The following is a 19,031-nucleotide window of genomic DNA, read 5'->3' as shown; positions in this document are numbered from 1 at the left end:
AGATATCAGGACTGTTCGGTCTGTCGTACGCATCCGTTAGCAGACGAGTTGCTATTTTCAGAGAAAAACTTCGTGTCGATAAAACCTTTAAAAAGGAATATGATAGAATAAGTGCGTTAATCAAGATGTGACCCCAAAGTTATATCCTGGATCGTGCGTTTGACCAGGGACTTATATCCTTTGAGGATACAGGTGCCATCCTTGTCTCACCTGAGCTCGAGTCTCCTGAAAAACTTGGCATAAAAAATACTATGAAAATTAACCTGAATCCTGAGCATCTAAAATACATGGAGTTTCATCGTAAAAACGTGTTCGGAAACACATAACAAGGCAAATTAACTCGGATGCAAATTTCGCTGCGCTCCATTTGCACCGGTTATTTGCAACGTTCGACTGAGGTAATAAAATGATGGATGAGACTTTTATTGTTGATTGCCCTAGATGCAAGGCAAAAGTCGCAGCAATTGTGTCGGGTGTGGCAGAAAAAAGCGGAAGGTGGCATGGGACAGATGAACCCTTTGCGGATAAGGTTTATGTTGGTAAATGCCCTCGGTGTGAAACTCTTTTGTGTGGGAAATCCCATCAAATTTCTTTTGAGGGTTGGGATTCAGAATTTGATGAATGGTCTGATGTTGTCCGTGTTTACCCTGAACCAATAAGAACTTTTAGTAGTGATAGAATTCCAAAAGTTGTCAAAGCTTCTCTTGCAGAAGCCGATCTATGCCTTCAATCTGGCGCACCAACAGCAGCATGTGTTATGTTCGGGCGGGCTCTTGAAGCAGTTTGTAGAGATATACTCCAGGCAGATAATAGGGACATATTTCCGAAAATAGGAAAAAAATCTGAATTAAAGCCCCAAAAAACTGAAAAAATGATCATGCTTGGTGAAGGTATAAACGAGCTAAAAAACAGGAATGTAATTGATCAACGGCTTTATGATTGGAGTCAACAGCTCCAAGCTTTCCGAAATATTGCCGCTCACCCTGATGGAATAGATATATCTCGCGAAGATGCCGGTGATCTTCAATCCTTTGTGTACGCAATTGTTGAATATATATATGATCTTACTGAGCGTTATGAAGAGTTCAAAAGTCGAATTGCTCGACGAAAAACAAATAATTAACGTCGAACAATGCTTTTGCAGCGGAGCGCAAAAAGCCGCGCCCGCTGAAAAGCGGCGTTACATTTCAGTCAAATTACATATAAACTGCAGGATATATTTTAGCGAAACAAGTTAAAGGATTAGCTTTTATGGCAGAACCACAATCTGATTGGCAACAAATTATCCAGGTACTGATTTATTTTAAAGACAACTGGGTTGCCTTTACTGCCTTGATAACATCAGTGATCACCTTGTGTATAACCTGGTTTAAAAACAGAAAAGATCGACAATTTTCCGATGACAAAAAGCTGTTTGAACATTTAAAACAATTCATCGAATTAGCTTATAAATCATTATCTTCTAATGATGACGAAGGAAGACCTACAAATTTTAGAGAGAGGTGGCTTTCTGCAGCAAGACATATTGAGAGATACCGTGAGTTGAAAATTAACTTAAAAACGAATCTTTATAAAACCATTTGTGAAGGTACGGAAGAGTATTGGAGTGATCGGTTTTATTGGCTTTTAGATCATATTGAGAATAAGAATTTTTTTAAGTCAGTTCACCCTGAAAAGATGATAGATGAAAAAATAGATGTGAGATCTGCTGCCATTGTCTATTCATTTTCTGTTTGGAAAAAAGGTAGAATAGACCCTGTTGACAACCTTGATTTAGAAGAGATTATTCTCCAGTACAAATTATATTCTCCCAGACATCGTGTGTTTTGGGATTACGTTCAAAATACAAAATCTGAAATCGCAAAAAAAGTTAAACAAAAAATAAAAAATGACACACAATGAGCGAAAGTATTGAAATGTAACCAGGCGCTGCACCGGACCGCAAGGGGCGGCTCCGCCTTTCCCCTTGTTCCCTCCCTGCGGTCGGCGGCCCGTGAGCTTCAACGTTAGCAATAAAGATTGAATATGAATATATCCAAAGGGAGGTATAAAACATATGGCTGACGTTGATAAAAAACCTGGGGAGTTGCGGGACGCCCCTAAAATTATAAGTTTCCTGTCATATTAGCAACGAATGTTATAATATTAGGGGCGTCCCGGAAGTCCCCCCCCCCAAACTTATAAACTGAAGAGGGCCCCATAAATAGCCCAAGCGAAATATTTACTGTAATTTAAATTAATATACGAATATATGGAAACTTTTTCCAGATATATAGTCCGATATCATGGAAAAGAAATTTCCGCTTATTAACACTGTTATGCTACTTAACAGCAACCAAAAATTAATAATATAAAATGGAGAATAAATATGAATCGAATATCGGCAGTAATTTGTATAATACTATCATTAAGCATTGGGGGGTGTGCTACTACTGGTGGTAAAACTTCAGCGGAAAAGCGCCAGTCAGTTCTCGCCATGAAAAATGAAGTGCTGTCAGACCTCTATAAACTAAAGCCAGACGTTAAATCTCAAATTTCCAGTGCCCCAGGTTATGCTGTATTCAGCAACGTTAATATCAATATTATTTTTGCCAGTTTCGGTGGCGGATATGGTGTAGTCAAAAACAATAAGACTGGTAAACACACGTTTATGAAAATGGGTGAGGTTGGCATCGGTTTAGGTCTTGGCGCTAAAGACTTCCGCGCAGTGTTCGTATTCCATAGCTCTGATACCATGAAACGTTTTTTAGAGCATGGCTGGGCTTTTGGGGCTCAAGCTGATGCAGCAGCTAAGGCTAGTGACAAAGGAGCGGCTGTTGGTGGTGAGGCTACTGTCGATAATATCACTATATATCAGTTAACAGAGACTGGTTTAGCTCTTCAGGCAACGGTTAAAGGTACGAAATACTGGAAGGATGATTCGTTAAATTAACTTATTATTAAAGCATAACAAGTCATTCAACCAGACCGCTAATAGCTCGCTTCGCTCGCTATAGCGGCCGGTTAATTCAATCGTGAAAAGGAATGGGGTCAAGTCTACGTTTGACCCTTGTTGTTAATTAGTCAAGATTCAAGGGGGCATAGAAGTTTAAGAATAAAGATAAAAAATCAGAAGAAATATTGAAATAAGAGAAAATAGATTGCTCATGGGTCAAACGTAGGCTTGACCCCTTATTTTGGTCGGCTTTTTGTGCAACTGATTCTGAGCGTTGGCCTTCACAAACGATATAGGAGAAAGTTTAAAGAATGAAACGAGCAAGCGAATTTTTCAAGAGCATTCTTGTCGGTGGCATCTTGGTCATTCTGCCATCAGCAATATTCCTGTTTATCTTGAATTGGGTATTCGGATTGGTCCGAAAAGTGATAAATCCCCTCACAACATTCCTAATGACTAAGTCCCACCTGCAAGGTGTCGTGGTGGACGTTCTGGTGATTATCCTTTTGATTATGGCTTGCTTCGTTGTTGGCGTCACCGTGCGGACAAGGCTTGGCAAATGGTTTCACTCGCTTCTGGAATCGAGGATTCTGCTGAAATTCCCGGGTTACTCGTTGATCAAAGAAACTGTATACCAGTTTCTGGGAAAGAAAAAGTCTCCCTTTTCTTCGGTAGCTCTTGCCCAGATATTCGAGAATGACACCCTTGTCTCAGCCTTCATCACCGATGAACATGTTGATGGTAGCTATACCGTTTTCGTCCCAACGGCGCCCAACCCAACCTCGGGGAATATTTACCACCTTCATAGGAATTATGTTCACCCGGTAGACGTATCTGTGGAGGATACAATGAGATCAATCATCGGTTGTGGAGCAGGATCGTCCCGACTGATAGCAAAGTATAAAGAAGGCGGCCAACCAAACACTCCAGGGAATGGGGTCAAGTCTACTTGACCCTTGTTGTTAATTGGTCAAGATTCAAGGGGGCATAGAAGTTTAAGAATAATGAACGGTTATTGTATATGGCTAGACAAAGATTCTGACGAGATTGATGCCTCTGAATACAATTGGAAGGAGCGCTAAGATTTATGGAAAGGACAATTAAATATCAAGGAAATTCTCAGGAAGTGCTTTTTCCGACTATCGATGGGATTATTGTTGATTTAAAAGCGTTATCCGCTATTAAGCATTCTTGCGCATCCAACAATTGTAAAATTTCGCAATGTTGTTGCAGTTGCTATGAGGTGATAATTAATAAGACCGAACTATCTAATATTGTAGATGTAGTCCCTCATGCTTCACAATACTCACCTGTTTTAAGATTAGATAAGGATTTTGACAACGTTTTCGAAGATGAAGGTAAAAACACATATTCAATTGATAAGAACAACAGGGGTTTTTGTGTGTTCGGATATAAAACAAAAGAAAGAAAGGTTTTATGCTCTCTGCACAAAACAGCAGTTGATATGAAAATACCCATAAATTCCGTAAAGCCCTTGGTATGTATTCTTTGGCCATTAGCATTGGTTGAATCTGATCCTTTAGTTTTGTCGGTACAAGAGGATGTTTTCAAATTTCCTTGTAATCAGGAACGAACTTCTCCAACTACTGTGTTAGATAGCGGCATTGCTCAAAACATAAAAATTGCTTTTGGACGTTCGCTTCTAAACAAAATACAAAAAAAAATTTTACAGCTCTAAATGTTAGTTCAAGAGGGATTCGAAACGCTAACCAGGGGAATATAGGGGATGTAGCCCAGTTTATAAGTTTATATCGTCAGGAAGGAAACCCACGGGAACAGCCATTGAAAAATAAGGGAGGATATACGAAGGGGCTCTGGTTATCAAAATCTTGTCGGGGGAAACGCTGATCGCAGGAATGTATATCTCTGAAGCGAACAAACCGGCAAAGAATAAGGGACTAAAACGAACCTAATATAAACAGCAGGAGTTTTTGTAATGTTAGTCTGGCCTGAGGAAACAATATTCCCTGACAGAGAAGATATACCAAAATGGTGCCACACAGGATCAAACCTGTGTCTGGATTTCCATGGTGATCCATTAACAGCAAAGCTGGTGGTTTTTTCTGACGGAAATCATCATATGGCCCTGATGGAAACGTTGCAGTGTTTTTATAAAAACAATCCAAAAGTAAAACAGGTTTTTTATGCGACAACCCCGCCGGGCCCGGTTCTAAAATTACTGAAGCGTGGTAGCCTGCAGATAGGCAATCTTATTTTATCAGCCAGACCCCATGTTTTTATCAGTCCACCTTCTGTGCTCGACAATCTGGTCAATGAAGGATATATGCAAAAGCACGTGCCGTTTATACAAAATCGGGGGAATGTATTACTGATAAAAAAGGAAAATCCAAAAAATATCTCGGGCATCGCCGACCTGGCGCGAACAAATGTGAGACTTTTTCTGTCCAATCCAAAAACCGAAGCCATGAGTTACAAAGGATATGTTGATACCATAAAAGGCCTGGCTGAGCGGGAAGGTGTTGATTTATCTTTTCTGTCAGATGGACTTTCAGGCACAAAAGTTGAGTATGGTGAACGTATTCACCACAGGGAGGCGCCTCAGGCCATAATGGATGGTCGTGCTGATGTTGCTATTATTTATTATCATCTGGCATTACGTTATACGCGTATTTTCCCAGACCTTTTTGAAATAATTCCCCTCGGAGGAACCACTGAAGATCCTCAGCCTTTTCCGGAAAACGTTATCAGCTCGACTCATGCTGGAATAATTGAAGATGGTGGGAAATGGGGGGCACAATTTCTTTCTTTTCTCTCGTCAAAACCTGTGAGTGAAATTTATTCACATCATGGGTTATTACATATTGAAGAAGGCCTTCAATGCCATAAAATGAGGAGATCCCGAAGATGAAAAATTATCTTGAATTATTTCTTATGATGATAACCGGTTTGCTTGTGTCCTGCACTGGTGAAGGTTACTATGGCTCACAAGGTCCTATGATGCATTACGGATTTGGATATGGAGGGATGTTTATGTGGATTATATTTCTGATCGTCATTGGATTGCTGATCTATTTCATTGTTCAGGCCCAGAAAACGAAGGGCCATACGCCGACACAGAATGAAAGTTCCCTGGATATTCTGAAGAGGCGTTACGCAAAGGGAGAAATCGCAAAGGAAGAATATGAGAGAATGAAAAAAGACCTTGAAGGGTAGACCCTGATGACTTATAAGGGAATATAGGGGGCGTACCCAACTTTTAAATATGATAAAAAATCATTTAAAAACAATAAATACGAGATAGGCTGAATTAAAAAAAAAGAGGCATATTTATGCACAGGGTTTTAACAACCTGCTGTTTCTGCGCATGCGGATGCAATTTCTATCTTGAAGTAGATAACGGCAAGATACTCGGGGTGATTCCCAGCAGAGAGCATCCTGTTTCCCGAGGCAACCTGTGCGTAAAAGGTTGGAACAGTTTTGAGTTTATCCTTCATAAAGACCGCCTTTGCTTTCCATTGATTAGAAGGAACGGACGCCTTGAAAAAGCTGAATGGAGTGAGGCTCTTGATCTGATTGCTGAAAGATTTACTCAGATCAGGGAGAAATACGGGCCAGACAGTCTGGGCATTCTTTCATCTGCCAAGTGCACAAATGAGGAGAATTATCTACTCATGAAGTTTGCCAGGGCGGTGTTAAAGACAAATAATATTGATCACTGCGCCAGGCTTTGCCACTCCTCAAGTGTTATAGGATTAAACCATGCTTTTGGTTCCGGCGCCATGACAAATTCTATAACAGAACTGGCAGCAGCCGAGGTAATTTTAGTAACCGGTTCAAATACCACCGATCAACACCCCCAGATAGCGCGTTTTATATTTGACGCCCTTGAAAAAGGCGCAAAACTTATTGTCATAGATCCCCGCCGTATTCAACTAAGCAGATTTGCTCATGTTTATCTTCAGCCGCGTCTTGGCACAGATGTAATCTGGCTCAAGGGTATGATGAAGGTTATCCTGGAAGAAAATCTCTATGATGATTCATTTGTAAGCAGGCGGACAGAAAATTTCAATGCGTTCAGAAAAGACCTGGAGAAGTTTGATTTTGAGCTTGTTGAGAAAGTTTGCGGTGTTTCTCTGGACGACATCAGAAGGGCAGCCCGTATATATGCCGGCGTTAAGCGTGCCATGATAATCTATTCAATGGGAATAACACAGCACATATCAGGGACGGATAATGTAGAATCAATAGCCAACCTTGCCATGCTGACCGGTCATGTTGAGCAGGAATTTACCGGGGTAGGTCCTTTGCGCGGACAGAATAATGTTCAGGGCGCATGCGATATGGGTGCATTGCCTGGAACTCTTTCGGGCTATCAGGATGTTACTGACGAAGATATTAGAAAGAAATTTAAAAAGTTGTGGAAGACAGAGCTTCCGAAGTCAGCGGGGCTGACCAGTATTGAAATGCTTGATGGAAAAAGAATCCATGGCATGTTTGTCATGGGAGAAAATCCGGCTATGAGCCATCCTGATATTAACGAAGTCAGAAAAGTTTTGAGCAGTATGGAATTTTTGGTGGTTTCAGATATATTTTTGAGTGAAACAGCTGAATATGCTGATGTAGTATTGCCGGCCGCGTCATTTGCTGAAAAAGACGGTACGTTTACCAGTACTGAGCGCCGCATTCAGAGGGTTCGCAAGGCAATTCCTCCCGTTGGTTCCAGCTTGCCGGACTGGAAGATTATATCAGAGCTTTCCTCCAGAATGAATTATCCTATGGAATATGAATCTCCGGCTGAAATCATGGAGGAGATCGCAATGCTGACACCTATTTACGGAGGTGTGTCTTTTGACAGGCTCGAGGATGGATGGGGACTTTTCTGGCCCTGTCCGCACAGGGAGCATCCAGGCACTCCTTTTCTGCACAAAGGGTCTTTTTCAAGGGGAAAGGGGCATTTTGAATGCGTTGATTACCGGCCTCCAGCGGAACTGCCTGACAGCGAATATCCGTTTTATCTTACAACCGGCAGGATGTACCAGCACTGGCATACAGGAAGCATGAGTATGAGAATTGCAACTCTTTTTCGAGAAGAGCCTGAGGCAATTATTGAGATTAACTTTGCTGATGCCAAATGTCTGGGATTGGAGAAGGGGGAGCCTGTCCGTGTGATTTCAAGACGCGGGGAAGTTAAAGTAAAAGCACATATTACAGATAATGTGCCGGAAAAAACGGTTTTTATGCCGTTTCACTTTAAGGACGCACCTGCCAATGTTCTTACCAATCCCGCATTGGATCCAAGGGCAAAGATTCCGGAGTTTAAGGTTTGTGCTGTTAGAATAGAAAAGGTGCAATAATGTCAGACAGGTTTATTTTAAGTAAAGAACATCTAAAAAGTTTTTTGCGCAAGATTTCTAAAGAGCATGAACTGATAGCACCTGTTAAAAACAGAAGCGGAGATACACTTCTTGAGGTTATCCCTTCTGTGGATGAAGTTGTTTTTGATTTTAAGTCTAAGCCTGTAATGCCGGCCAAAAATTTCTTTTTTCCTCGTTCTGAGACAATATTTAAATACCAGCGCAAAGGAAAGCATTATAAATTTGATGAAATACTGGACAATACTCCAAGGATCCTGTTTGGTTTACGTTCATGCGATCTTTGGGGGATCCTTTTTCTTGATATGATATTCCAGGAAAACTTTAAAGATCGCTATTATTTGAACAGACGGATTAACGCAGTCCTTATCAATATCGGATGCAATGAACCCATGGGTAACTGCTTCTGCAGAAGCACAAAAAGCGGCCCTTTTCTGACACATGGATATGATCTCCAGCTTACTGATTTAGGGGACAGATTTTTTGTAGAAATAGGACGTCCCAGGGGCAGGGAGCTTGTTGATGAATGGAACTATTTTTTTTCTCCCGCAACCACAAAAGACATGGAACATCAGTATGAGATGCTTCTTGAGGCGGAAAGCAGATTTCATCAGATTGTTGATATGGATACAGCCGTATCCCGCCTTATGAATGATGAGGTGGACGAAACGCTCTGGGAGGAGCTGGGTAACCGGTGTCAGAACTGTGGCGGGTGCGCGTATGTTTGCCCCACATGTTATTGTTTTAATATTGTAGATATACCGATTTCTGATACCGAAGGTGAAAGATTAAGGATACAGGATTCATGTACATTTAGCGGATTTACCAGACTTGCGGGTGGTTATAATCCAAGGCATGAGAGGAAACGCCGGATTCGCAGACGTTTTTATCATAAACTTTATTACGACAGTAAGAAACACTGCCGGCCAAGTTGCGTGGGATGCGGACGCTGCGTAGAAATATGTTTTGGCCGGGTTGACATGATCAATTTTATAAAAAGGGTTTGTGAGCAAGGAGAAAAGAGTTCGAGAGAGAGCTCTTTAAGACTGGGGGAGATACTCGTTGAAGCCGGACTTTTAAAGAGAGAGGAGCTGAAGAATGCCCTTGAAAGGCAGGCCGGCACCGGTGAATCACTTGGCACACAGCTGATAAAGGAAGGCTTGATAACGAGGGATGGAGTTGCACGCGCTCTGGGATATCAGCTTAAGATTCCGGAGAATGCGGGAACAGGAGGCGGTGATGGAAAATAGTGCTCAGGTATTATTGCGCAAAATGGTGGCCAATATATATCTACCTCACACAGCCTTCATTAAAAAGATAAAGGAAGAGACCGGCGATATAAAGACATTTACACTTTGTTTTAAAGAAGAAGAATTGAAAAATAAATTTACATTCAGGCCTGGTCAGTTTGTTCTGGTCTCTATATTCAATTGCGGTGAAGCTCCTTTTTCCATAAGCTCATCTCCTGAAGTCGCCGGAGAAATTCAGTTGAGCATTAAGAAAGCCGGACTTTTGACAGGTGAAATACATAGTCTCCAGGAAGGGGATGAGATATGTATGCGAGGTCCATACGGGAATGGTTTTCCTTTGGAACAGCTTTACGGCAAAAATCTTTTATTTATTGGAGGAGGAATTGGGCTTGCGCCGCTGCGGTCTTTAATCCAGTATGTTTTTGCAAAAAAATCTGATTTTGGCGGAGCAACCATACTTTACGGAGCAAGAACACCCGAAGACATTGTCTTTAAGGAAGAATTAAACAAGTGGAGCAGAGAAAATGAGGCAGAAGTCCTGATTACCGTTGACAGGGGTGATTCCGGGTGGAAGGGAAACACAGGGCCCGTGACGCATTTATGGGAAAAAATTGAGATATCTCCTGCTAATACAAAGGCTGTAATTTGTGGTCCTCCGGTAATGATTCCTTATGTGGTTTTTGACTTGCTCAAGATGGGTTTTGGTGAAGAAGATATTATCTCCACGCTTGAAAGAAATATGAAATGCGGGGTGGGCAAGTGCGGTCACTGTACTCTGGGAAGCAGGTTTGCCTGTATTGACGGCCCTGTTTTTACTTATAATGAGATGAAAAAACTGCCTTTTCTGATTTAAGGGGGCACATAGAGAACGTATTAAACTTATAAACTTGTTTGTCAATTAGGGAATATTGTTTAGCTTTTGCTTTTTTCTTGTTTCAAATTACTGATTTACCGATAGGCTTTACCAATCCTTCCTTCAGGATGGTTTTGATCAAAATAATTTATAGGCAGGTTGAAGCTGCTATGAATGGCCATATCATAGCCAAAGCTGAGCTTGTTGGGACGTATGAGAAATCCAGGTAGTCGATAGGGCGGGGCAAGGGAGTTCATGCAAATATGCGTTTCATATCCTGTTAAAGTGTGTTAGAATTTAAAAAATGCTTTCCTGAATAATGTTTGACAACCCGGCGCAGTTTGCTTAATAGAAGCCATTATGTATAAAAAATCAAACGCGGGTTTCATGAACAAATTTGTGCTTCTGTTATGCTTCATCGCGTTGTTCCTTTCCGGATGCGGTGGCACCATGAACATGCGGAAAATTTCGGTTGAGCCAAAATTTTCGACCGAGAATACGAAGAGAAGTTCCCTGAAAGCGGGGCTCCTTCTCGACGACAAGTTCACCAGCTACAAATATGTCTTCGAGACGGGCAAACAGCTCTTCCTGCTGGCGAAAGTGAAGGGAGAAATAGAGATCGGCAAAAATCTGTCCCAAGCCCTCTACGGGATTGTCTCCAGCAAATTCGGAAACGTCGCCGTTGCTCACGAGGTAAGTGAAATCCACGATGTCGATATTTATTTCGTTCCCCGGCTCAAATTCTTCAAGTATTCGCCTCCCTTTACGGGCTTGGGTTCTCATACCGCCGCCGTGGAGCTGGAAACGGAAATCTTCGCCGGTGACGGACAGCGGCTGCGCGGTTTCAGCGTCAAGCGGGATGGGAGTAGAAACGTGATAAATCAGATCAAAATGGAAACGAATTATGATATGGCGCGCTACGCGGTGAACGAGGCCATAGACAACCTTCTGAAGGAATTTTCACGGAAGCTTGATGAGTTTTATTAATTCAATAGGTACACCATGCGGCTGACGCGATGGCTGTTGATTGTCATGGTCCTCTGCACCAGCGGTTGCGGGCTCCGAGGCTTGACCCGTTCCGAAAGTCTTGCCAACTACCATCCTATCTTACTGATCAACACCACGAGCAAGGGAGAAATACTCACCCGGGAAGGACTGGACTACTTGCGCGAAGGTTCCTTCGATAAGTTTCTGTTCTCCATGCGCGAAGCTCTGACGTTTTACGCCGGCAATGGGGAAAAGACCTCCGATCTTTGCCGCTATATTGGCAAGGCCTATCTTGATCGAAACGAATACGACAAGGCGCTGTCCTATTTTAATCAATCGTTAGCCGCCGCCAAAAACAGCCGATACCAGGAGGGGTTTATCCTGACGACTGTCGGACTGGCAGATTGCTACAAGAAAATCGGGGATACGGATAAGGCCGCAGAGGTTCTGGCGGCAGCCCAGCAGGGCAATCGTGAGTCCACAAAAGGCGAACATCCGCTCATTGCGCTCAGCATGGGGGAGACCCTCGCACAGCAAGGCCGTTTATCCCAGGCGCTGGAAATCTTCACCGGAACCCTTTCCAACATCGACAGCTACAAGGACGACAAGCTCAAACAATCGGTCTATTCGTCCATGGGCACGACCCTTTTCGCCCTCGGCCGTTACCGGGAGGCTATCACCCATTATCGACACGCCCTCGATCTTGCCCGGAAAAGTTACAACACGTCGGATATCGTTGACATCCTCAACAACATCGGCTTTTGTCAGGTGTCTTTGAAAAAATACAGCGAGGCCGCTATGTCCTTTAAGGAAGGATTGGGACTTCTGGCCGTCATGGACCTGCAATACTCCGAAAAACAGATGTACGCCAATTATGGTCTGGGGCTTTTGAATGAAGAGCAAGGCCGCAATGCCCAGGCGCTGCTCTACTACAACACCGCCATCAAGTTCATTGAGGATTTGAGAGGCAGCCTGAGTTCGACGGAGTTCCGATCCTTGTTCCTGGCCAATAAAATCGCCGCCTATGAACATGCCATCGATATTCTGCTCACGGCAGTCGATCGGACGCCGGATGAAGTTCGCCTTGATGCGCGATTTGCCAAAGCAAATCTCTCTCCCGTGGAAGTGGCCTTCTTCTACGCAGAAAGTACCAAGGCCCGATCCTTTCTCGAACTGCTTTACAAAGCCAGAACAGTTTCTCTCGCCGACCGGATCCCCCGCGGGTTGGCCGAGCAGGAGCGGCGATTGCTCAGCACCCTTGATTCGATCCAGGCCTCCGGAAGCGGCCAGTCGGAAGCACAGCGAGAGATCCTGAAAAAATCAAAACGCGAACTCGATGAGTTGATCGCCAAGTTACGGAAAGAGTATCCGGATTATGCCTCCATCCGCTATCCAGAGCCGGTCATGGCCGGGAATATCCCGCTGCGCGCCAACGAGGTGCTCCTCGCCTACAAGGTCAATCCCAGAAAAACCTTTCTCTGGATCATCGAAAAGGGCAAGAAACCGTCGGTCATCGAAATCGCCGTGAATCGGGAGGAACTTATCCGAAAAGTCGGGGAATTCAGGAGTGAGCTTGAAAATCCGGACAGACTGGACGCCTACAACCCCGAGAAAGGGCAAGCTCTGGGCAGGCTCTTGATGGAAGAAGCTCTCAGCCGGATAGACCCCGACAAAAACGTCATCATTACCCCCGACGGTGTTCTGAATATGCTTCCCTTCGAGGCATTAACGGCTGGTAGAACAAAAAACGCGATTCAATACCTGGGAGAAAAATACAAGATCAGCTATTATCCTTCCGCCTCGATCATGGCGACCATGCGGCGGTTCAAAGAGAATCCAAAATTATCCCGGCCCCTGTTTGCACTCGGCGATCCGGTCTATGAGGATTCGGATGTGCGTTACAGCCGAAGAAAGTCCGACAACATCGTCCTGGCATCAGCCGATCAGACGCCCGGTTTTAATTTGCGTAGCGCTCTGGTTCGCAACGGCTTCTCTTTGCCTCGCCTGCCCGAGACCCGCGACGAGGTCCTGAAAATCGGCGCGCTCTTCGGGTACCAAACCAATGACCGCGACATCAAGCTCGATATGGACGCCTCCAAAAGCGAACTTTTGAAATCCGATCTTGGCATTTACCGGTTTATCCATTTTGCCACTCACGGTCTTTTGAGCGGCGACATTCCTTATATCCTGGAACCGGCGCTGGTTTTAAGCCAGCCGGGGAACCGCAACCCTGAGGATGGCTTCCTCAAGATGAGCGAGATTCTGGAACTCAAGCTCAACGCAGATGCCGTTGTCCTATCGGCCTGCAAGACGGCCCTGGGAAAAGAGATCGCCGGAGAGGGAATCGTGGGTTTAAGCCGCGCCTTCATGCTCGCAGGAGCCAAATCAATCATCGTGAGTCTCTGGAGCGTGGAGTCGAATTCCACGGCCGTCCTGATGAAGCGTTTTTACTCGCATCTAAAGCTCGGAAGGTCCAAGGAAGAGGCGCTCAGGCTGGCCAAGCAGGAATTGAAAAGCCAAAGCCTGGCCTCCACTGATCTCAGCCGTGGCGTCACGATCGCCGGACGGGACAAGAAGATTCAAACCGGCGCCTCCCATCCATTTTTCTGGGCGCCTTTCATCCTGATTGGTGAATGGGAGTAAAAATACCCGGATTCCGATTCATTCAAGGGCAAGGGGGCCCATGCAAATATGCGTTTCATATCCTGTTAAAGTGTATTATGTGATTATCTATGCCAAGAAAAGTAAGTGGGGCAAGAAGGGGGACGGCTGCCGCATGATCCGCCGACTCTCAACGGCTCTTCTGGTCTGGATATGCTTGTCTATTGCCATTCCCGTGTGGGGAGAAGATGATCCTCTCCTTTCTGAGATGACTGACAAATTCAATGCTTTGACGAACTACACCACCCTTCTTGATTCGGAAGGGGAAGGTGAGCGCAGTAAGATTTTTTACACTTACAAAAAACCGGGATTTATCCGGATGGATTTTATCCAGCCCCATAAAGGGGCAATGCTTATTTTCAATCCCATCAAAAACAAGGTGACCCTTCGTCCCTTTTCAAAATGGTTTTTCAAATTCAACCTCGATCCTGGAAACCGACTGATCACCGATTCAAAAGGCCATACCGTGGACCAGTCCGACATCGGTGCTTTGATCCGGTCCATAGTGGTGAGCGCTCGTGAAGGTTCCGTTACTCACCTGCCGCCTGAAACTCTGGAGAATATCGCCTGTCCGCGACTTCGTGTAGAAAGTACCAGGACAACTTATCTTTTATGGATTCATCCGGAACTTTGCTTGCCCATCAAGATAGTTAAACTCTTCTCTGAAGGAGAAAAAGAAGTTGTATTCCTGCGGAACCTTATAGTCGACGCTTCCCTTGACGACAAATTGTTTACCCCATGAAACGCAGGTGCTCGGTGTCACCCATTGACGGGCTGTTGCCCAAAAGCAATTCTTCTGCATTTTGCTGCTATTGGTACTCCTTTCGCCAAAATGCAATCAGGCAAGTGGATTCCGGCTTTCGCCGGAATGACAAACGGGGCCGGAATGACAAACGGGGCCGGAATGACAAACAGGGTCAAACCGCGAATTTGAGTTTATCCTTTCCTTAGTTTTCGGCTGTCACCCACTCGAAGAGTTACATTTGTGGAATCAAAATATTCTATTAGAGGGATTAAATACTTGCGGGATACAGATACCATTTCCTTGAACTGAGGCGTTGTAATTTCTCCATGAGATTTCAAATAATCAACCAGCCCTTTTTTTAACTTGTTGACGGCCTCTGCATGGAAATAGAGATCCTCTTTTACCTTAAGCAGAAATCCTTCATCAACAAGCAGCATCAGCACATCTTTTGCCCGTTTTGAATCAATATCAAACGACTTGCTTAACTCTTTGAAGTAGGGGGGTGTCAGCCCGCTTTTAAGATAGGTGTCCAGTATTTTTATTTTTATGTCGGCCTGATCAACCTTCAGAGAAACAGTATGCGAAGATAAATGGACATTGTTTTCTTCCTGAATAATAACTTTATCCTTTATCATCAGATTAAGCATAAGACTGAAAAGCTTTGTCCCCAGGTCAAAAGGAAACTTTGATCTTAACTCCTCTTTTGACATGCCGGCCTTTAAGGGATTTGATTTGTGGTAATTTGAGAGATAATCGAGTGCTTCCTTCTTTAATTTTTCAATGCCGTTATTATGGATGTAGATTCGATTTTCCCTGTCAAAACAGACAATTGCTTTTTTTGACAAAAGTTTCTGGATGAAATTATCGAGCTGTTTCTCGGGAAGATTGGTCATTATTTTAAGGTCGGCAAAGGAGACTCCGGCATAACCGGAATCATCGGCATGAGATGAAATTATTTCTTCAGGTATGTTGTCGACAATCCCCTTTAATAGTTTGGTTACCTCCGGCTTAAAGCGTTTGTGCTTCTGGGGTATTGGATTTAATATATGCCCGCCGCCGATAGTTCGTACCGGCGAATAACTTCTTATTACAAACCTGTCATCCTTTACCAGCGCAACCGGAGAGTCAAGCCTGACCTGAGCAAGAGCTGTTTCCCCGGGAAGAAGCTCATCCTTGTCAAGAAGGATAAGAACGCCTAACACCTCACTGGTTCCTGTGTGAAATCTGATGCGCGCCCGGTTTTTAGCTGATTTTTTATTGCTGCCAAGATAGTTAACCAACACGTCTATCATGAAGCTCGGCTTCAAGTCGCCTGTAGTAGATAATACCTCTCCGCGGGTTACGGAAGACTTATCAAGTCCCTGAAAATTAATGGCTGTGCGCATTCCAGCTTCCGCAACATCCAGGTTTTGGTTATGAACCTGAATTCCACGCACCTTTGAAGTAATGTTGGACGGATATATCATAATGGTATCTCCGACATGGATGCTTCCTGATATAAGCGTTCCTGTAATTACCGTCCCAAATCCCTTCATACTGAAAACCCGGTCAACAGGAAGGCGGAACAGACCTGTTGATGTGCGCACAGGAATTAAGGCGCTCAGTTCATCCAGGGTTTTGATAAACTCCGGTATGCCTTTGCCCGTGGCAGATGATACAGGCACAATAGGGCTGTCTTCCAGAAAGGTTCCCCTGAGAAATTCTTTGATATCCTCCAGCACAAGTTCCAGCCATTCCTGATCCACAAGGTCGATCTTAGTCAGGACAACAAAGCCGTGTTTTATGCCGAGCAGAGAACATATCTCCATGTGTTCTCTGGTTTGGAGCATTACCCCTTCATCAGCGGCAATAACCATCGCTACGATATCGATTCCTGTGGCGCCCGCCACCATGTGCTTGATAAATTTTTCATGCCCCGGCACATCGACAATTCCGATATGCTGTCCGCTGGGAAGATCCATTGAAGCAAAACCAAGCTCAATAGTTATGCCGCGAAGCTTTTCCTCCTTTAAGCGGTCGGTGTCTATTCCAGTGACAGCCTTAATAAGTGAGGTTTTGCCGTGATCAATATGCCCGGCGGTTCCTAAAACAATCTGTTTCAATGATAAAAGGCTCCTTTTGCAAAGGTCTTGGTTTGATGTATGGGGCAGAGGAAGGTGTTTCCAGGGTTGCTTTAATTTTTTGGTGCCGGAGGTCGGAATCGAACCGACACGAACTTAAAGCTCGGAGGATTTTGAGTCCGAAACAGGCAAAATGTTGCATAACTGGAAACCATTGACTATGTTGTATATATCAAGTAATTACAAAAGGAAAGCGTTTTCTTCAAGTTGGATAGAGTTGGTTGGAATTGGAAGGAAGTTTGAAGCCGTGGGCACAATAACGGGCACGGAATAAATAAAATCTGGGGATAGGTTATCGAGACCGAACGACGGCAATCCTGAGCCGTCTTCCCCAGAATCACCTATCAGGGCGTTAACAGGAGAGCGCAAAAGATGGATCAATCCGAAAGAGACAATTTTCAGCTTTTAAAAGACATTATTTCCACCTGCGAACAATCTAAAACATTTACAGATATTCCAAAGCAACCTACCTATATGTTGTTTGTTTTGCAGGGCAAAGCCGAATTTGATTGCATACACGCCCTTGCACTTATTTGTGATATAGAGGGCAAAAAACCGGATGCCGTGCTTGCGGGGGTTCAGTATATCGTCAGAAACATGGCATGGGGTACTTTCCTTGAAATCCTGTCACTTAAAAACCACCGAGCGGAAATTCCTTATGTTGTCTCAACGTGGAGGTATTTGCTTGGGTGTAACCGAGAATTGGTGAAGCGTCTCACAGAAGGCAAGCCTCATTTACGGACAGATATTTGCCACCAGTTGTATGTCTTCGAAAACAGTCGAAGGCGGGAAAAAGACTTAGATTCGATATTAAGAACTTGTGAGTTGTTGATTAAAGCTTTCGCCCCACAGCAGAAGATAGTTGAAAAATTAGGGATGCCTTTTGGGGAACATAGGCAGATCAAGAGAACGATTGACAAGCAAAAAAACATAACTGACAGTAAGCTTGACTATACAATCGCCCTTCTTGAAGAAATCGACAAAAACCAGACAGACGCTGAATTGATGTCTGGGAGCCTTGATAATCTCACACTAAGCAAGATCTCAAATACCATTCCTGATAGGGTGCCCGGCTGGACTGAGTACTGTCTAAAGCGAATGAAAGAAGCGATTGAGGAACGGGTAAAAATCCTTTCACCCTGTTTTGAAACTGAGGACGTTCGTAAACTCACCGGAAGTGCCTTCCGCAAAATGTCCCTTTTAGTTGAAAAAAAACAAGAAAATGAAACCGAACGTAATTTGTCACGAGTTCCTTTTTTTGAAAGAGTTAATTCCCTGCCACCTACCGATCTCCTTCCTTTAATAGCTCCCCTCGACTTCGGGGATAAAAAAACATCTGAGACAAAAGAAGTTGACCTTTCTTCTCCTGATGAAACTAAGAAATGGTTTGATGGAAAAAAAGAAATTTACGATTGGGCTGTTAATGAACCGTCTCTTGAAGAATCAGAAAAAGATGGCAAAGATGTTCAGGAACCCGACGACCCCTTAAGAGAAAAAGAAAACACTGATGCAATCAAAACGCTACTGAAAGAAATATTGTCAGAAACAAAAATCACGGGAGACCATGACAAGCATGTCGAAGCATACCTTTTTTATTTGGAAGGAACTCACACCCTAAAAGAAATCGAAGCCAAATTTAATCTCGACACGAAAAAGTTCTACAGAATCAGGCAGGCTATAGAGCAAAGCCCAAAACTGGCAAAACACCCAAGGATCAAAAAAATAATAGAGACCCGGAGAATCATTGAACCTCACGAAGAAATAAAATTAATAAAAGACAAAATCCTTATCTGCCCCAAATGCAACTTAATCCATATACCGGGAACCTATAACGAAGAATTCCCATACTGTAGCGAATGTGTTGAGATAAAACTCGTCCTTATACCAAAAAAACTTAACTTAACCACAGGAATTTGAAGTATTCTTAAATTAAGCTAATTTTTTTCTTTCGTAAAGAAATACAGATACTTAGGGATTAAGCTGAAAATTGATTTTTCAATGGTTGGAGCTACCCATCATATCATGCCACCGTCACCAAAAGCGGGGGTACCCCCCTTCTCCCTTGCCGAAATAATATCTTGATGATCCTGCACCATCTAAAGCCTATCCGATACAAACTATCTATA

General features: G+C 43.7%; 15 protein-coding genes. 14 read left to right on the top strand and 1 reads right to left on the bottom strand.

Annotated features, from left to right (window positions below; translation table 11 throughout):
* Positions 1-406: 406 nt before the first annotated feature.
* The 13 genes from VMW78_10050 (at position 407) to VMW78_09990 (ending at position 14,782) form a co-directional block, all read left to right on the top strand.
* Positions 407-1,123, top strand: coding sequence for a DUF4145 domain-containing protein (locus tag VMW78_10050; protein ID HUV51344.1), 717 nt, complete (start codon positions 407-409; stop codon positions 1,121-1,123).
* Positions 1,124-1,251: 128 nt separating this feature from the next.
* A complete protein-coding gene (locus VMW78_10045; GenBank protein ID HUV51343.1) occupies positions 1,252-1,902 on the top strand; it encodes a hypothetical protein in 651 nt (216 codons plus the stop codon).
* A gap of 466 nt (positions 1,903-2,368) precedes the next feature.
* Positions 2,369-2,932, top strand: coding sequence for a YSC84-related protein (locus VMW78_10040; protein HUV51342.1), 564 nt, complete (start codon positions 2,369-2,371; stop codon positions 2,930-2,932).
* 314 nt (positions 2,933-3,246) lie between these two features.
* Positions 3,247-3,888 carry a DUF502 domain-containing protein gene (locus tag VMW78_10035; protein ID HUV51341.1) on the top strand — a complete coding sequence of 214 codons (642 nt, stop codon included), beginning with the start codon at positions 3,247-3,249 and terminating at the stop codon, positions 3,886-3,888.
* A gap of 134 nt (positions 3,889-4,022) precedes the next feature.
* Entirely contained in the window at positions 4,023-4,634 is a 612-nt protein-coding gene (locus VMW78_10030; protein ID HUV51340.1) for a hypothetical protein, read from the top strand.
* Positions 4,635-4,892: 258 nt separating this feature from the next.
* Entirely contained in the window at positions 4,893-5,825 is a 933-nt protein-coding gene (locus VMW78_10025) for a substrate-binding domain-containing protein (protein HUV51339.1), read from the top strand.
* On the top strand, positions 5,822-6,130 hold the full coding sequence (locus VMW78_10020; GenBank protein ID HUV51338.1) for an SHOCT domain-containing protein: 309 nt from the start codon (positions 5,822-5,824) through the stop codon (positions 6,128-6,130). The genes VMW78_10025 and VMW78_10020 overlap by 4 nt, the downstream gene beginning before the upstream one ends.
* Positions 6,131-6,246: 116 nt before the next feature.
* Positions 6,247-8,271, top strand: a complete 2,025-nt coding sequence (fdhF, locus tag VMW78_10015) for a formate dehydrogenase subunit alpha (protein HUV51337.1) — start codon at positions 6,247-6,249, stop codon at positions 8,269-8,271.
* Positions 8,271-9,539, top strand: coding sequence for a 4Fe-4S dicluster domain-containing protein (locus tag VMW78_10010; GenBank protein HUV51336.1), 1,269 nt, complete (start codon positions 8,271-8,273; stop codon positions 9,537-9,539). The genes fdhF and VMW78_10010 overlap by 1 nt, the downstream gene beginning before the upstream one ends.
* Positions 9,529-10,392 (top strand): FAD/NAD(P)-binding protein, encoded by an 864-nt coding sequence (locus VMW78_10005; GenBank protein ID HUV51335.1) that lies wholly within the window; start codon positions 9,529-9,531, stop codon positions 10,390-10,392. The genes VMW78_10010 and VMW78_10005 overlap by 11 nt, the downstream gene beginning before the upstream one ends.
* Positions 10,393-10,842: 450 nt before the next feature.
* Positions 10,843-11,379, top strand: coding sequence for a hypothetical protein (locus VMW78_10000; GenBank protein ID HUV51334.1), 537 nt, complete (start codon positions 10,843-10,845; stop codon positions 11,377-11,379).
* Between the two features lie 15 nt (positions 11,380-11,394).
* Positions 11,395-14,022: a CHAT domain-containing protein gene (locus VMW78_09995; protein ID HUV51333.1), complete on the top strand. Its 2,628-nt coding sequence runs from the start codon at positions 11,395-11,397 to the stop codon at positions 14,020-14,022.
* Between the two features lie 40 nt (positions 14,023-14,062).
* Positions 14,063-14,782, top strand: a complete 720-nt coding sequence (locus VMW78_09990; GenBank protein HUV51332.1) for a hypothetical protein — start codon at positions 14,063-14,065, stop codon at positions 14,780-14,782.
* A 194-nt stretch (positions 14,783-14,976) separates the two neighbouring features.
* Here the strand turns inward: VMW78_09990 and selB are convergent, their stop codons facing one another.
* Positions 14,977-16,887: a selenocysteine-specific translation elongation factor gene (gene selB, locus VMW78_09985; GenBank protein ID HUV51331.1), complete on the bottom strand. Its 1,911-nt coding sequence runs from the start codon at positions 16,885-16,887 to the stop codon at positions 14,977-14,979.
* 492 nt (positions 16,888-17,379) lie between these two features.
* On the opposite strand from selB, the gene VMW78_09980 reads away from it, so the two are divergent.
* A complete protein-coding gene (locus VMW78_09980) occupies positions 17,380-18,822 on the top strand; it encodes a hypothetical protein (GenBank protein HUV51330.1) in 1,443 nt (480 codons plus the stop codon).
* The last annotated feature ends 209 nt before the right edge of the window (positions 18,823-19,031 follow it).

The sequence above is a fragment of the Anaerolineae bacterium genome (assembly GCA_035529315.1).
Taxonomy (GTDB): domain Bacteria; phylum Desulfobacterota; class Desulfobacteria; order Desulfobacterales; family ETH-SRB1; genus Desulfaltia.
The sequence above is the reverse complement of the archived record's forward strand: the minus strand, read 5'-3'. Positions and strand labels throughout refer to the sequence as shown.

Excerpts from the sequence above, each read along its gene's own strand:
- VMW78_10030 (HUV51340.1), top strand. The coding sequence starts at position 4,023 with ATGGAAAGGACAATTAAATATCAAGGAAATTCTCAGGAAGTGCTTTTT.
- fdhF (HUV51337.1), top strand. The coding sequence starts at position 6,247 with ATGCACAGGGTTTTAACAACCTGCTGTTTCTGCGCATGCGGATGCAAT.
- VMW78_10000 (HUV51334.1), top strand. The coding sequence starts at position 10,843 with ATGAACATGCGGAAAATTTCGGTTGAGCCAAAATTTTCGACCGAGAAT.
- VMW78_09980 (HUV51330.1), top strand. The coding sequence starts at position 17,380 with ATGTTGTTTGTTTTGCAGGGCAAAGCCGAATTTGATTGCATACACGCC.
- VMW78_10040 (HUV51342.1), top strand. The coding sequence starts at position 2,369 with ATGAATCGAATATCGGCAGTAATTTGTATAATACTATCATTAAGCATT.
- VMW78_10035 (HUV51341.1), top strand. The coding sequence starts at position 3,247 with ATGAAACGAGCAAGCGAATTTTTCAAGAGCATTCTTGTCGGTGGCATC.
- VMW78_10020 (HUV51338.1), top strand. The coding sequence starts at position 5,822 with ATGAAAAATTATCTTGAATTATTTCTTATGATGATAACCGGTTTGCTT.
- VMW78_10010 (HUV51336.1), top strand. The coding sequence starts at position 8,271 with ATGTCAGACAGGTTTATTTTAAGTAAAGAACATCTAAAAAGTTTTTTG.
- VMW78_10045 (HUV51343.1), top strand. The coding sequence starts at position 1,252 with ATGGCAGAACCACAATCTGATTGGCAACAAATTATCCAGGTACTGATT.
- VMW78_09995 (HUV51333.1), top strand. The coding sequence starts at position 11,395 with ATGCGGCTGACGCGATGGCTGTTGATTGTCATGGTCCTCTGCACCAGC.
- VMW78_09990 (HUV51332.1), top strand. The coding sequence starts at position 14,063 with ATGCAAATATGCGTTTCATATCCTGTTAAAGTGTATTATGTGATTATC.
- VMW78_10050 (HUV51344.1), top strand. The coding sequence starts at position 407 with ATGATGGATGAGACTTTTATTGTTGATTGCCCTAGATGCAAGGCAAAA.
- VMW78_10005 (HUV51335.1), top strand. The coding sequence starts at position 9,529 with ATGGAAAATAGTGCTCAGGTATTATTGCGCAAAATGGTGGCCAATATA.
- VMW78_10025 (HUV51339.1), top strand. The coding sequence starts at position 4,893 with ATGTTAGTCTGGCCTGAGGAAACAATATTCCCTGACAGAGAAGATATA.